Annotated in this window: 10 protein-coding genes and 3 rRNA genes (1 of these 13 cut by a window edge); all 13 read right to left on the bottom strand. The window is 46.6% G+C overall.

Annotated elements, in window-relative coordinates:
- Nucleotides 1-344: 344 nt before the first annotated feature.
- Nucleotides 345-1,769, bottom strand: coding sequence for a sigma-54-dependent transcriptional regulator (locus FCL46_RS14720; protein WP_136806855.1), 1,425 nt, complete (start codon nucleotides 1,767-1,769; stop codon nucleotides 345-347).
- Between the two features lie 9 nt (nucleotides 1,770-1,778).
- Nucleotides 1,779-3,335: a sensor histidine kinase gene (locus tag FCL46_RS14715; RefSeq protein ID WP_136806856.1), complete on the bottom strand. Its 1,557-nt coding sequence runs from the start codon at nucleotides 3,333-3,335 to the stop codon at nucleotides 1,779-1,781.
- Nucleotides 3,332-3,961, bottom strand: a complete 630-nt coding sequence (locus tag FCL46_RS14710; protein WP_136806857.1) for a cytidylate kinase family protein — start codon at nucleotides 3,959-3,961, stop codon at nucleotides 3,332-3,334. Before FCL46_RS14710 ends, FCL46_RS14715 begins: the two co-directional genes overlap by 4 nt.
- 406 nt (nucleotides 3,962-4,367) lie before the next feature.
- Nucleotides 4,368-4,736: a response regulator gene (locus FCL46_RS14705; RefSeq protein WP_136806858.1), complete on the bottom strand. Its 369-nt coding sequence runs from the start codon at nucleotides 4,734-4,736 to the stop codon at nucleotides 4,368-4,370.
- A gap of 4 nt (nucleotides 4,737-4,740) precedes the next feature.
- Nucleotides 4,741-7,311 (bottom strand): PEP/pyruvate-binding domain-containing protein, encoded by a 2,571-nt coding sequence (locus FCL46_RS14700; RefSeq protein ID WP_136806859.1) that lies wholly within the window; start codon nucleotides 7,309-7,311, stop codon nucleotides 4,741-4,743.
- A gap of 83 nt (nucleotides 7,312-7,394) precedes the next feature.
- Nucleotides 7,395-8,084 (bottom strand): hypothetical protein, encoded by a 690-nt coding sequence (locus tag FCL46_RS14695; RefSeq protein ID WP_136806860.1) that lies wholly within the window; start codon nucleotides 8,082-8,084, stop codon nucleotides 7,395-7,397.
- The gene (locus FCL46_RS14690; protein WP_136806861.1) at nucleotides 8,068-9,360 is read right to left on the bottom strand and encodes a sulfite exporter TauE/SafE family protein; all 1,293 of its coding nucleotides are present in this window, start codon (nucleotides 9,358-9,360) and stop codon (nucleotides 8,068-8,070) included. Before FCL46_RS14690 ends, FCL46_RS14695 begins: the two co-directional genes overlap by 17 nt.
- A 68-nt stretch (nucleotides 9,361-9,428) precedes the next feature.
- Nucleotides 9,429-9,857, bottom strand: a complete 429-nt coding sequence (locus FCL46_RS14685; protein WP_136806862.1) for a response regulator — start codon at nucleotides 9,855-9,857, stop codon at nucleotides 9,429-9,431.
- A gap of 43 nt (nucleotides 9,858-9,900) precedes the next feature.
- On the bottom strand, nucleotides 9,901-11,556 hold the full coding sequence (locus FCL46_RS14680; RefSeq protein WP_136806863.1) for a sensor histidine kinase: 1,656 nt from the start codon (nucleotides 11,554-11,556) through the stop codon (nucleotides 9,901-9,903).
- A 1,082-nt stretch (nucleotides 11,557-12,638) separates the two neighbouring features.
- Nucleotides 12,639-12,755 (bottom strand): 5S ribosomal RNA (gene rrf / locus FCL46_RS14675).
- A gap of 1,040 nt (nucleotides 12,756-13,795) precedes the next feature.
- Complete coding sequence (locus tag FCL46_RS28885; protein WP_420811277.1) at nucleotides 13,796-13,924, bottom strand: response regulator; 129 nt, start codon at nucleotides 13,922-13,924, stop codon at nucleotides 13,796-13,798.
- A 319-nt stretch (nucleotides 13,925-14,243) separates the two neighbouring features.
- A 5S ribosomal RNA gene (rrf, locus tag FCL46_RS14665) occupies nucleotides 14,244-14,360 on the bottom strand.
- A 141-nt stretch (nucleotides 14,361-14,501) separates the two neighbouring features.
- Nucleotides 14,502-14,792, bottom strand: a 23S ribosomal RNA gene (locus FCL46_RS14660); it runs 2,627 nt beyond the window's last position.

The following is a 14,792-nucleotide window of genomic DNA, read 5'->3' as shown; positions in this document are numbered from 1 at the left end:
CCGCTTCTTTGGCTAATTGTAAAGGAGGTGGACAGCTGAACGGAGGACAACCATGGAGCTTTTGTGAATCGGCCCTTGCCAGGTTGAGAACCGTGCGAAGACAAAACTATTGGTATTCGAGAATAGTGTTTTTCAACGGTTACAATCACAATCGACAGGTAAAGCAAAAGAGTGTATCACCGATCGTGAAATCCCTTGAGGCTGATTGAGAATGCCCTTTTCCCCCAGCTCTTCGTCATTTTGATAATAACAATGCTCAAAATATCAGATAGGTGTCTCGGTTTGATATTTTGAAAATTCCTTGATTTGAGAAGGAATGTTTATTCTCGGAGAGCCTCCTAATGCTAATCGTCCTGCTCGACAGCTTGATCAATACCATATTTTTCCATTTTGGCATGGAGGGTGGGCCGGGAGATACCTAATATCTTGGCCGCTTGAGATCGGTTGCCCTTAGTCATGCTTAGCCCCTCCTGAATTATCACTGAGGCGATATGGTCGAGACAGAAATCATACGAGCGCTCATGTTCACCTGATTTTAGAACATGACGTATCCAGGCCTGAATAGTCTTGGCAATGGCTGGTCCTGTTGCATCATGAGGTCTGATGATGCTGGGGAAGGATATATCTTCTGCTAGAATTGGGGCGCCGCGATTGAATATGAGGGTTTTCTTTAAGGTATTCGAGAGCTCACGTATGTTGCCGGGCCAGTCATAGCGGCTGAGCTTGGCAATCGCTTCACTTGTGATACCGGGGGAGGTAATTGCCATTTCTTTTGTCAGTCGTGCCAATAGATAGGTGACGAGAATATTGATATCATCTTTTCTCTCCCGTAGAGGCGGCATGGTAATGCTTACTACGCGGAGTCGGTAATAAAGATCCTCCCTGAATTTACCTTCTCTTACAGCTTTTTCCAGATCGCGGTTGGTGGCGGCGATGATTCTGACATCCACGTCGATCGGTTCTTTGCCGCCTAAACGCTCTATGCTGTTTTCCTGCAGCAATCGAAGCAGCTTGGCCTGGATGCTCAGTGGCATGTCTCCGACCTCGTCGAGGAAGACGGTGCCGCCACGGGCTTGTTCGATTTTTCCGAGCCTCCTGTGGGTAGCGCCGGTGAAGGTGCCTTTTTCATAGCCGAACAATTCGCTCTCCAACAAGGTTTCCGGAATGGCCACGCAGTTCACCACCATAAATGGCAAGTCGACCCTGTCTGAGTAGTTATAGATGGCGCGTGAGGCCAGCTCTTTACCCGTTCCTGATTCTCCCCGGATAAGGACTGTGGCGTTAGTTGAGGAAACCCTGCCGATAGCTTTGTATACCTCAAGCATCTGCCTGCTGCTGCCTACAAGTGCCTCACGGCCCGAGTAGTTTTCCGGGCCGGGGTTAACCTCGACCAGAGAGGACATGCAGCGGCCGGTGATAATTGCTTTCTCTACAAGTTGCAGCATCTCTGGAACATCAAATGGTTTATAAATGAAATCGTAGGCACCTTTCTGAATTGCACCAATGGCGGTTTCGGTGTTGCCGAAGGCTGTAATGATAATGACTGGCAACTTGGGATAATGTGCATGCAGAACTTCGAAAACTTCAATGCCGCTCATGTCCGGCAGCCGGATATCAAGGACTATGAGATCTGGGTTAACGATGTGAGCCTGCTCGATGCCCTCAGTGCCGCTGAAAGCGGTAGCGGTGCTGTACCCTTCTTGAAGCAGCAGTTTGGAAAAGCTTGTGCACAACTGGTGATCATCGTCGATTATCAGAACCAGGCTCATATCGTTCTCTTATACAGGGATTTTTATTTGAATCTCAGCCCCATTATCAGATGGGGGGATAACTATCTCACCTTCATGTTCACGGGCTATCCGGGAGACGATGCTCAGACCGAGGCCTGAGCCGTCTTCCTTGGTCGTGAAAAACGGTGCTGTAACTTTGTGCAGTATGGAATCAGGAATGCCGGGGCCAGTATCTTTGACGGACAGCACGCCCACTTCACCTTTCTCTGGGTGGTGTTCACGGCTTTCGCTGATGGTGATGGTGCCGCCTTGCTCCATTGCTTCGCAGCTGTTAGTGATCAGGTTGAGCAGAGCTTCTTTTATTCTGTCGGGGTCCACTTTTACAGGTGAGAGGTTGGCGTCAGGAGTAAAGCATAGCTCTGCGCCATACTGTTTCAGCCTATAGACCAGTAGGGTGGCGACTGAGTTCACCAGCTCTTTCAGGCAGCATTCTTCGAATTTCAGCTTCGGTGGTCTTGCAAACTCCAGAAAATTACCAACGATTTTATCAATCCGGTCAATCTCTGTTGAGATAACCTGGAGGTCTTCGTTCTGAACATCCGAGAGGTTGAGCGAGCGGGAGAGAGAGAACATCCTCATCTTGATCGAGGTGAAAGGGTTCCTGATGGTGTGGGCTATGCCGGCGGCAAGCTCACCCACTACAGCCATTCGCTCAGCCTGGAGTAGATTTCTGCGGCTCTTGGCGAGTTCGTCGTGTGTTGCATCGAAATCACGCATCATACCTTTAAGAGAATGAGAGAGCGACAGCACCTCATCCATGTAACTGTCTTCCGGATTGCTACCTGTTTCTATTGCCAGGTCTCGAATTGGCTGAAGAATATGGTGGTAGAGGAAGTAGAGAAAAAGCGAGCAGAGCGCTATAAAGATAAGAATTGCCCAGCCTGCAATGACTTTCAGGTGGTGTGACCGTGTCACTGCAGCCTTTTCGGATGCCTGAATGAGCTGCCACTGCTCCTGGCTGAAGGTACGACAGAGTTCCAGCAGGTTAAAGAACACATCCCGCTGTTTTTCGTGGAGTGCTGAGATGCTGCCGGGTAGGACGTATGAGGTGTAGTTTTCGATGGCGAAATCCTTAGCCTCCTTATACTTCTCGTAATCAGTTGTAATCTTTTCCAGGGTCTGCCGCTGCCTGGGGTCGAGATCAAGAGCGAAGGCCCGGTCCATGCTCTGTTTGAACATATCGCGATAGCTGTTAAGCGACTTCAGCCAATCAGCGTTGCCGTCGACGAAATAGTAGGTGAGGAACCCCTTCTGGTTGGCAAGTGCGAGCTCCATTTCCTGAGCAGTTTTATACAGCACCAGTTCTTTCTGGACAGCTTGTTCCAGCACAGAACTGACCATGTGGGTATTCCACAGCATAACCAGGCAGCAGACTAGGACAATGGAGGTCATTGCGGCGAAAATGCATATGAGTTTACTTCGCAGACTCAATGAGACGGGCATTGTAGATAATCCCTGTTGAAACGTAAGTATATCCTGCATTGCGTTGATTTCTTCCTGTTGTTCTACCCATAACTGAATCTGATAGCCAGGAGATTTTGTCACTTATCAGGCTGTAATGAAATTTGTGTCAGGGTTTCGGGCTGTAGTTGCAGTTCTGGTTGCTTATCGCCTGTCTCATAAAGCATGAAAATAGAGGCGATAACATCGAGCAGATCCTGACACTGGTACTCTATGACCGTATCATAAAGTCTTGGACTGTAGGGGCTACTACCTGTGATGTACTGAGTCCAATAGCTGGCGGTCTGATCATGCTCTTTGATTTTATCCAGCGCTTTTTCTCTTGTCAGGCTTTCTTGTCGTTCAGCGTTTCGTTGACGGCATTCATAGTCGGCAGTGATTAGGATTTTGCGAAGGTTATGTTTGGCAGAATCCAGAAGAATAGTAAAGAAACCGTAATAGAGCCAGTCGGTGGAATCCTGGAGTAGTGTGGCAAGATGTCGAGTCACCTGTGAAACGAGTTTAGCCTTTATTATTTCCTGAGACATTTTGCCTGTTGGGGGGCCGAACAGGTGAGTTCGTATTTCACTTGCAGTATATTCGTTCTCTTTGGAGAGTTCGTGTATGAGCAGTTCATCGGTCATAACAGGGTTGCCAAAGGTATAAGAGAGTTCTCCGACCACCCGGGCGCCATCAGTAAAGAGACATGGGAAAAGTGCTATGGAAATCATCAAGTTTCTCCGTAATGGTTATGTTTTACTTTAAGTAATGCAGGGAGTATGCCTAGCGTGATACTGGAATGTTTGGGAATGGTTAGGAAATCCCCTGAAGGAAATAGCGTATTCGTTTAATTTGTAATATCAGTAGTATAACAAAATAAGGCGTGATGGTTGCATCTGTTATTGATGGGAAATGGTAAAAATATGCAGTTCGATGAGATGAACGGTCCAACGATATCGGACAGTGTTGTAAAGGAGAGTGACAGGGTGTAAAGATATCTGACACCTTTGGGAAGTTTTTTCAAGTAATTAGCCTGTCAATTATTCTGCTATCGAAAAAATATCCAGCAATAGTAATGGAAATGTGGGTAGTACGTTGAAGCGATAATCTGTAGAAAAATTCTTTTAAACGTTTTGTTCAGTTGTGGCCTTGTCTGGCGAGGAGAATCTTTTCGAACAGTTCCTCAAAAGCGACCGGCTTAAGGCAGTAGTCGAAGGCACCCTGTTTCATACCGATAAGGCCGCTACTGACTGAGGCGTGCCCGGTCAGCACGATGACTTTCAAATCAGGTTGCACCGTTTTCATCTCTGTCATACATTCAAGCCCGCTCATACCCGGCATACTTACATCCATTATAACCACGTCGAAACAGCCTTTTGCCTGAAGGTCAAGAGCTTCAAGGCAGTTACCTGCCATCTCAAAATCAATATCACGTCGAATAAAGAACTTGGACATAGTTTCAAGAAATTCCGGTTCATCATCAACCATCATGATTTTGCGGTTCATGGATTCATCCTTGTGTCTGTGAAGGTTTTTTTGCCAGCATTTCATTGATGTCTTTATAAAATTTTTCTCTGTAACGAGCCAATGCTTGAGGGTTGGTCATGACCATATCGATTTGACGAGCATGTAGGGTGATGTAGCCGAGAATCTGAAGGCGACGGCTCAAATAATCAATCGGTTTCTTTTTCACTCGTGCGAGCAGGGCATCCGAGCGAAGCTCCACGCTAAAACCGTACTCTTTGAGTACTTCGGCCAGAAGTTCGGCCCGTACTGCTTTACGCCTCATGTCTGCGGCACCACCTTTGAAACGGAAAGTGACGTAACTCTCGGTAAGCAAGTCGCTCAGGTACGACTCAATCATCGCGTAATGGTAGCCGAGGCGGACACTCAGATTGCAGAAATTTGCCGAGATGAGGAAATAATTCTTGGTCGTCAGTTTTGAGGCGACCGCCGGGTCAAGGTCCGGTCGAATCGCAGATTGAAAGATGATCGATCCGAAACCTCGGGCACTTATAGGTGGTGGTCCTTGCCATGGAAAGGCAGAGATGCCTTGCCAGATTGCCAGCATCGGTTGCGAGACGATTTCCTCGATGCGAATTGTTCTGGCGTCATCAGCTATTTCGGGTTTGAATCCGTCGGCAAGATCGATCACCCACCATTCCATTGGTGCGTCACCGACCAACCGTTTGGCGCTGCCCTGCGCGAACCTGGTTGAGCCGCCAAAGTTGAACATTTCCGAGACAGATTTTTCATGACTGAAACGCGTGATGTCGTGCAGCGTCTCGCACATTGATGCTTTGAAATGCATGGAGGCCGGATCACTCAGGTTGAGGGGAGTAATATGCTCAAGTGCCTCGGAGACGATTCGCTGCACCGGGCTACCTGCCATCAGGTCTCTTCTGACTGTTTTTCGGGTAAGTAGTTCATCAATCCGCCCCGCATATATAGAGGTGCTGGAGCTGTCAACGGTTATAAGCTGGCCGTCGGTGAGTTTGGTAATTGCGCCGGGTAGACCAAACAGCGCAGGGATGCCGAACTCGCGTGCGATGGTGGCAAGGTGACCTGCTTCAGTACCGGTCTCGGCAATGACTGCTGAGGCACGGCTGACGAGTGGCGCCCAGTCAGGAACGGGGTGCTCAATCACTAAAACGGAACCGTCGCTGAAGGAGTTTTGCGCGTTCTCTGTAATGGCGTGATGAACTGCTCCGAAGGCAATACCGCCGGAAGCTGAGATTCCACCACTCAGGAGTGGCAGCAGGTTGATCGGTTTAGAAGAAATGTTCTGTTCGCTTCTGAGATTGTTACGGAGCATAGGTCTGCTTTGCAGGATATAGAGCAGACCCTGCTGGTCAAAGGACCATTCGATATCCTGTGGGCTGCCGAAATATCGTTCGAGGCGAAGGGCGGTATCTGCAAGATTTTTGAGCTGTGGTTCGGTAAGTATTTGTAAGGCTGTGCCGTTGTTCAGCTTGCTGGCCTGCTGGCGCAATTCGCATGATTCCAGCCGATAAGGTGGACGCCGCTCGATAAGGAAAAGGTCTGTATCGGCAACACCGTCGACAACCCCGCGACCGAGCCCGCTCACAGCATTGACGGAAATGAGATCCTGCTCAGGTCGTTTGGGATCTCGCGAATAGGTTACGCCGCTTATGGCACTATCGATCATGGTGAGACAGCCGACACACATCTCTATATCCTCATGCCGATATCCGCGTTTTCGTCTGTAGGCGATTGCTCTGGCACCATATTTACCCGCAATGACTTCTTTGTAGGCGCTAACGAATGTGTCTTTATCGACATCAAGGATAGTGCGGTAAAGACCGGCAAAGGAGACGCCGGCTGTATCTTCGCCGAGTCCGCTTGAGCGTAGTGCCACCAGGCAACCTGGATGAACTGCACGCTCCAGCCTTTCATAGTGGATCATAAGCAGTTCTTCGAGTTCAGGAGGCAGCGGGCTGTCGATGATCATCTGCTGCAGTTCTTTGCATACAGGGGAGAGGTCGTTAAGGTTGTCCGGATCGAGTGACTGCAGTCTTCGATTAATTTCGTTTATAAGTGTACTGGAAAGAAAGCGCCGGGTTGCTGTAGCTGTTACTACAAACCCGTGGGGCACTCTGATGTCTCCAAGACCGGCAACCTCCCCGAGGTTGGCCATTTTCTCACCCACCTGTTCTCTCTGTGCACGACTGACATCGTGCAATGGTAGTATGAGCGGGCCGTCCTTGTGTCGAGGGATGCTGTCGACTATTGTGCCGAGTTGTTTGCTGATGCCTTCGAATTTCCGTTCTAGTTCAGCGTATCTTCCACCGGACATTTCTCTCAGGTTGCGGATCATCTTGTATACGTTGACAAGGATGGCAGTGATTTTAGAGCGGATGACAGCCATCCGATAGCTTTCACCAGAGTAATAGAGCTTTTCAAGCTCGGCCATTGCCTGCAGAGCATTATTGTTAGCGGTTAGCAGGCTTCGGAAATTGCGATAGCGCAGTGCGAATTCAGCTCGCAGTTCCTCAGAGCTTTTTACTGGCAAAGAGGGCGGGAACAAATGGTTCCGTAAGGTGGAAAATAAAGCGCGCATCGCAATCTCTCTTATGGTGGAGAAAGGTATGCCAGAATGAATTCCGGCATACCTGGGGGGTGGTGAGGATGTATGTATAAAACTCAGTGCCCGATTTTCAAACCAAACCCCTCAAAAAGAAACATGATTCCGAACCCGTACCAGAGTGTATAGGCAACGTAGAATGCAAGCGCGGCAATGATTAGACCAATGTTGTCCTGCCAGTTCATGGGGGTGACACCGTAATAGTTGTAAGCGGGTTCAAGTGCCTTTTTGCGGATAGTTGCAAACGGTTTGGCCTCGATAAATTTTTTCTGTTTATTCAGAGCAGCTCCAATGGCGTGGAATGATTTCCACCAGGTAAACAGTGCCAGTTCTGCGCCAAAACCATACTTCTGCTGCACCGCATCGCTATTATTGGCAAACATCAAGTCGCTGTCGGCTAAGCTGTTTTTGAGTATGGTGCTCATGTCGCCTCTAACCCGCAACTGGGAACCTGTAGTTGAGACCGCTACGCCGGATTTTTGGAGTAGGCCTGATGTCGCGGCAGCTTCCTTTTCGTCTTTCATAGTTATTGTAACATCAATAATCTTGCCTGCATATTGTTCGCTGTCCTCCAGCGCAGCCGGGATAAAATAGGATGACCCCTTCGACACCATGTTGAACAGGTTATCCATGAAATCAAGGCCGTTCATTTTCTCAGGAAAGACGGGACTGAAGATAATTGCCAGAACTGCTGCAAAACCTATCAGCATAAGAATACCTCTGGTTTTCAGTTTATTCTGCATATTCATGATACTGTTCCTCCGATTTCAAGGCTTTGATGTTGCGGAAAAAAACGTATAGCACCCAGACAGTGAAGGCACCGATGACGACAAAGAAGAGGGTGTTGCCTATTGTACTGAGCCATGCTCCGGTGGAATCGGAAATATCTATGTAGTTGAGGCTCTTGAGCTTTTCTGGCAGGGCGAAGAAGCGATTGATGAAACCGGCCGTCACTGCAAGTGCGAAGAAGCCGCGGATCATTATGCCCGACACCACCCGTGTTATCAGGGAACCTATCTGTACACCTAACAGAGAACCAATCAACATTCCCATAGCCAGGGTGTAGAAGACGAAACCGTAGATTGCATATTGGCTTAGGGCACTGTAACCAGCAGTGAAAACGATTTGAAAAATGTCAGTGCCAACAGTTGTCATCGATGAGACGCCAAGCCCGTAAACGAAGATGGGGAAAGTGAGAAATCCTCCACCAACACCCATGATCGCAGCAGCCATGCCGACGACGAAGCCGCTTACGACCAGAAAGATCGCTGATATTTTTCTGCCTCCTGGGGTTACACCTTCATCGAAGGTGAGCATGGGAGGGATGTTGACGGACTGTATTCGTTCACCCATGGGGGATACATCCTCGTCGTTTACTGAAATGCCATCCTCTGTGCTGTTTGCACGTTTGCTGCGGAAATAGTCGCTCAGAGCGTAGAATGAGAGAAAACCAAGGATGAAAACATAGACCGATGTTATGAACAGGTCGCTCAATACCGGGTTAAGATCATAGAGGTATCTATTCAGCATACCCCCCATAGTTGAACCAGCAATTGAGCCAACGAGAAAGGTGACAGCAAGTGAGATAGAGATGTTACCAAGTTTCTTATGAAGTACGCTTCCCATGATTGCCTTGGCAAAGATGTGGAATAGATCAGTACCGACTGCGAGAATACCTTTAACACCAACGCTCATGAGGGCGGGAGCGATAATGAACCCTCCGCCTGCACCGATACAGCCAGTAATGAGACCTGCGCAGACACCGACAAAGATCGAGGCGAAAAAGATGAGAGGAGTGTAATTGGACGGCATATAGGCTGATTTACCCCCAAGCACATTGGGCAACCCCGATCCGTCACCGGCTGCTATGGCAATTCCGCCTAGAAGTATCGGCACAAGCAGCAGCAGGAGGACACTCATACGCCACCGGCTTTTGATGATGTTGGTCGACATTTCCAGCTCCCACCTGGCGTGGGCCTTGGAGCCAGCGACCAGCAGTTGGTAAAACTGTTTGAGCGAGTTCATGTTATTTCCTTTTCAATATCGAAGGTTATTCTAAAGCCTAACGTAGATGATCCAGTTAAGGCATTGTTTCAGCTTGGCATAGCCATATGTTTCTTCATCTGGGCCATTTCAATTTTCTCCATTTGAAGCCGCTTCTTCTCATAGGCAAGGCGCAGTTTTTCAAGGAGCGGCTCGAGTTCTATTGGCTTCATCAGGTAGTCAAATGCGCCCAGCTTCATTCCTTCAATTCCGGATTCCACAGACGCATGGCCGGTCAGCAGTACAACTTCGACCAGCGGAGACCTGGACCTGATATGGCGCAGTGTCTCAATCCCATCAATGCCTGGCATTTTGACATCAAGCAGCACCACGTCAACAGGGGTTCGCTGTAGCAACTCAAGAGCCTCTGTGCCACTTTCAGCACTTGTTGCCTTTATTCCCCTTTTGTTGAGGATCTTCACGGTGAGATCCCTGAACTCCTCTTCATCATCAACGACCAGTACAGTAAATTCTTTCATGGCTGACTCCTTTTCAGTTGAGAATAACGATTGAGTATGTTTGCTAGGCCTGTCTGGCGAAATTATTGATCGGCAGGGAGATGGTGAAAAGTGCACCTCCGCCCGGTTTATTTGCGGCCGATATTGTCCCTTCGAGTTTCTTTACGATGTCGTAACTTATGTAGAGCCCAAGTCCTGTTCCCTTACCGGGTTCCTTCGTAGTGAAGAACGGGTCGAACAAATATTTGAGGTTTTCTTCAGGGATACCAGGACCGCTGTCGGCGCACTGTATAATGATCCTGTTTGGCGATTCGAGTTTGCTGGTAAGTACCACTTCACCTGACTTCCCAACGGAGTCTATACCGTTATTGATCAGATTGAGCAGTACCTGTTGGAGTTGAGGTCCGTCAGTCATGGTTAATGGAAGATCGGGAGCAAGATTCTTGATAATGTTGATATTGTTATAGCTAGCCTCCCGCTCTACGAATGATGCTGTCTCGACGATAAGGTCGTTAATCTGGACACTTTCTTTTTCGCCCGTCATTTTTCTGGAAAAACCGAGCAGCCGGTGGGTGATGGTGCCGGCCCTGCGAACATGATGCCTGATTTTTTCTACTGAATTTTTGTATTCATCGAAGTTTTTTACCTGGGTAGGATCTTCATCGGGAAGGAGTTCTCTAATCCAGCTCACCTGGTTTGCGATCATCTGTAGAGGATTGTTTATCTCGTGGGCAATGCCGGCAGCAAGTCGACCGACGGTGGCCATCTTTTCAACCTGAGAAAATTGCAGGCTTAGTGCTGCATATTCTTTGTCGGAATGCTCAAGGTTATGGGAGAGTGAGAGTGTAGTGAAGGTCGCGGCTGCCATCGCGATTCCGGAAATAATTATGACAGCCAGGATGATCCTGTTTCTGAGAGTCAGGTAATACCCGAGGGAATCGTTGATACTAGCTTTCAGAACCAGGAGCCACATGCTCTTGTCGATTCGCCGCGTGGCATAGATGTGGTTATTTGTCGATAGAGATCTGTTTGAGTGGTCAAAGGAGATGAGTTGCTTTTCTGTATAGGTGAGTTCTGTATTACCAAGCAGGCTTGGCGTTTGCATTTCACCTGCTCGATTGATGATGAAAACGTCTCCGCCGGGTCCTAGCTGGGCGGAGTGGAGTAGGGCGTTGAACATGGATGAGTTGATAGTTGCCCGCAGTACAAAACTCTTTAGGGAATCTGTAACTGCAACAACGAAGTGTGGTGTATCGCGGTATCCCAGAAAAACATCACTGACATGAACTCCGCTGATGAGGGTTTCCATGAACCAGAGTGCTTCATTATAAGTCTTGTCTTTGACCTTTGCGCTGTATGGTCCGACATAGGCGTGCTGGAGGCCGTCGACACCGATCACCTGAAGGTCGACGATATCACCGCTTTGGTTTATGGCGAGAAAGATCTGCTCTACATTCTGCTGGTTGAAAAGGTGATCTTTTGGGTACAGGGTGACGAGCATGCTCAAAAGGTCGATCTTGTCTCCAAGAAATTGTGTTATTACTTCGGTCCTGTGTTCAATAGTGCTTTTGGCGAGTTCCTGAAGTTTAAAGATATTTGTTTGTTCTACAGAATCCTTCATTATCCAGGCAAAGATGATGATAGGTAGGGTACTGAGGCAGAAAAAAGCAATGAGCAATCTTCTGGTTATCCGGCTGTAGTATTGCTTTTTTCTCTCCATGGTATTCAGTCGTTCTGGTTTTTAATTAATTAGCGGTTTGTCGTTGATAGGACGACATATGTCAGATTCATATACCGCTATAATAGCAACTGCTGTGCCATGCTAAGTGAACCTAGATGTATCAAATATATATTCAATAATTACAAATTGATAGGCTGAGTTGATGAGTGTTTCTGAGGGTGGTGTACGATTAATATAGAGCAGGGATAGAAGATCACAGGATGTCTGACTGCTTAACACGGTGTAAAAATAACAGACACATTTAGACTGCAAGTGAATCAAATGTATTTTCGAAATGACCAGCTGATTCTTGTGTAATTGTGATGACCCTCCATACGGAATTTTAGTAAAAAAATCGCATCAGGAACGAGAAGAAGGCGTTCCTGTATGGTGAATCAGGCGCGTGACGGCGGCCTAACAGTGTATATCGGGTAATAGCGGGTTTGGCAGAAGCGAAAAAAAATCGCAGGATATATGTAGGGTTAAAACGATGAATTTAGGGAATTCCAGGAAGGATAAATGACTCGATTAAAACTGATGTTATTCCACGTAACACTTTCTATAAATTCATCTCGATCAAAGGTTAAAGCTGTAAATAAAGAATAAAAAATGGCGGTTAGCTATTAGTATCTGAGAAATCAGAGGATATAATCACATTATCCGAGGGTTCGTGGTGTAAGTCTTGGTGGAAGATTGAGACGAATCACATTAGAGGCAAATTTTCCTTAGAGTGGAGTGTTTCATTGGTCTGGCTGGTTGTTGGGAATGCTGTCGGATGGATCTATTGTATCATTCTTCATCGCCATACAGCGTATCGCAGCATAGTTTACTCATTCCATGGGATAATGTAGCTTTTTTGAATATTCACTAATCGTCAGGCGATCAAATTTGGGGCTGAATTTCTAAAAAAAACTTTTGATAAGATACAACGCTTAGGAATGATACGTGTGATAGTCGCGATAATAAGGGGAAAATAGGAATGAAAAAGCGGGGATGGGGAGATAGGAAGGCTATCATCAAAAATAGTTAAGAAAACCAAAAAGCCCGATTGAAATTAATCAATCGGGCTTTTTGTATATATAAATCGGCGGCGACCTACTCTCCCACACGGTTTCCCATGCAGTACCATCGGCGCTGAAGAGCTTAACTTCCGTGTTCGGAATGGGAACGGGTGGATCTTCTTCGCTATGACCACCGAAAAAAAATGATATTTCGGCGTGGGAAGGAGAGTGACTTTTTACTATCAGTATCCTTCCGGTAAATCGTCCAGCCGAGCTGGAAGAGCCCTTTTACATAAATGTTTATAGAAAAGCAAGGAACACTTTCAAAAAAATGTAAATAGTTGAGTATGAAAAGATTAAATTGGACCAAAATATCCAGTGTTTTGGGGGAATAATAATATCGAGTCGAGGAGAAGATGAAAAAGGAAGAAAAACTATTTATTAAGATAAGGAGCACAGAAGGCATAAAAAACTCACTATAGACATGTGCAATAGCAACACATCAATAGAATATTCTACTATTTATATGAAATTGTGGGATCAAAGTAAGACGTATGAGAGAGATTACAACGATACGGACACGCTGACCTGGCAATCTTTGACTGTTGGATTTTGATAGGTAACTGGAAGGTGGTCCGAGAATAGACAGTTATTCTCAAATTGATAAATTTTAGCACAGCCACATATAAGATCTCGAAGTCTCACTTCGTTCGCTTATCTGTGAGAGTAAAGTTTTGAGAATGACAAAGAGTTAGATGAAAAGTACCGTTTTCCTACGGAAACTAATTAATAAATCATGCAGATTTGTGGATGGCGTCCTCCTGATTACGACTTTTTCGTGTACCATTCTTAATTGCCGTATAATTTATCACAACATTGCATACACATGCCATGGGGGAAAGTCGCTTCCGAATGTTCACTGATATAGAGTTCAATTTTTACCCATCGTCGTTTTTGATTTTATGGCAATTTGAGCACATAGGGAGTATGCCCTGAAGGTTTTTTACCTCAGCCAAGGCTAGTTTGAGTTCTGCAATGAGTGAATTTTTTCATTTTCAGCGTGGATTCGAAGTTCAATTTTGCGCAGAAGGGCTTGCCTGGCAGTTTCCAGTTCATGTTTTTGACTACACAGTTCCAGGAATATTGCAACCTTGTTGAGAAGTATATAAGATTCCATAGGATTAAAGAGGTAATTGACTGCGCCGGAATCGTAACCTCGAAAAAGATCCAGCATATTTTTATTTGTTGGCTGTAAGAAAAATTATCTGTGTTGTACCGGCGCTATCATTAGAACGGATCAATTCTACAGTTTCGAACCCATCCATTCCATCCATTTGAACATCAAGCAGGGTGAGAGAAAAATTGATATTAAGACAAAGTGTTAGTGTTTCGTTGCCGGATGAGGCTGTGTAGATTTTACTTTTTCATCAGCGAGCAACTTCTTCATCATAGTAAGTCATATCGATTAGAACGTAGTGGTGAACAGTTCAGGAAACTACCGTGTTCGTAATGGCAACGGGTGGAGCTTCTTCGCTATGACCTTGAAGATAAATAGCAGTAGGTCTGGGAAAACAAACCGTGAGCTGTATCGTATAAAGAGAGTATAAAGTTTTTCGAATGAACCTGTTGATACACAAAAACAAAAAGCCCGATTGAATATAATTCAATCGGGCTTTTTATAAATAAAATCGGCGGTGACCTACTCTCCCACACAGTTGCCCATGCAGTACCATCGGCGCTGAAGAGCTTAACTTCCGTGTTCGGAATGGGAACGGGTGGAGCCTCTTCGCTATGACCGCCGAAAAACTTTGTGTATTCAGCGCATATCTTGCAAGAAATAGGGTAGGGGATAGCAGTTACGCCACACTCCTCACGCCTTACACCTCACAATTAAAAATCGATAATCGAATAGTAGAGTAATCAGTAGTTGTTAATCAAAAAAATGTGGATAAGCCGCACGGCTTATTAGTATCGGTAAGCTCCACGTATTGCTACGCTTCCACACCCGACCTATCAACGTTGTAGTCTACAACGAGCCTTCAGATGACTAGTGTCATGGGAAATCTCATCTTAGAGTGGGCTTCCCGCTTAGATGCTTTCAGCGGTTATCCCTTCCGAACTTAGCTACCCAGCAATGCCCTTGGCAGAACAACTGGAACACCATAGGTTCGTCCACCCCGGTCCTCTCGTACTAGGGGAAGATCTCTTCAAATTTCCTGCGCCCGCAACAGATAA

This window comes from Desulfosediminicola flagellatus (assembly GCF_005116655.2).
GTDB lineage: Bacteria > Desulfobacterota > Desulfobulbia > Desulfobulbales > Desulfocapsaceae > Desulfopila > Desulfopila flagellata.
Note: the sequence above shows the minus strand (reverse complement) of the source record. Positions and strands in the feature narration are given on the sequence as shown.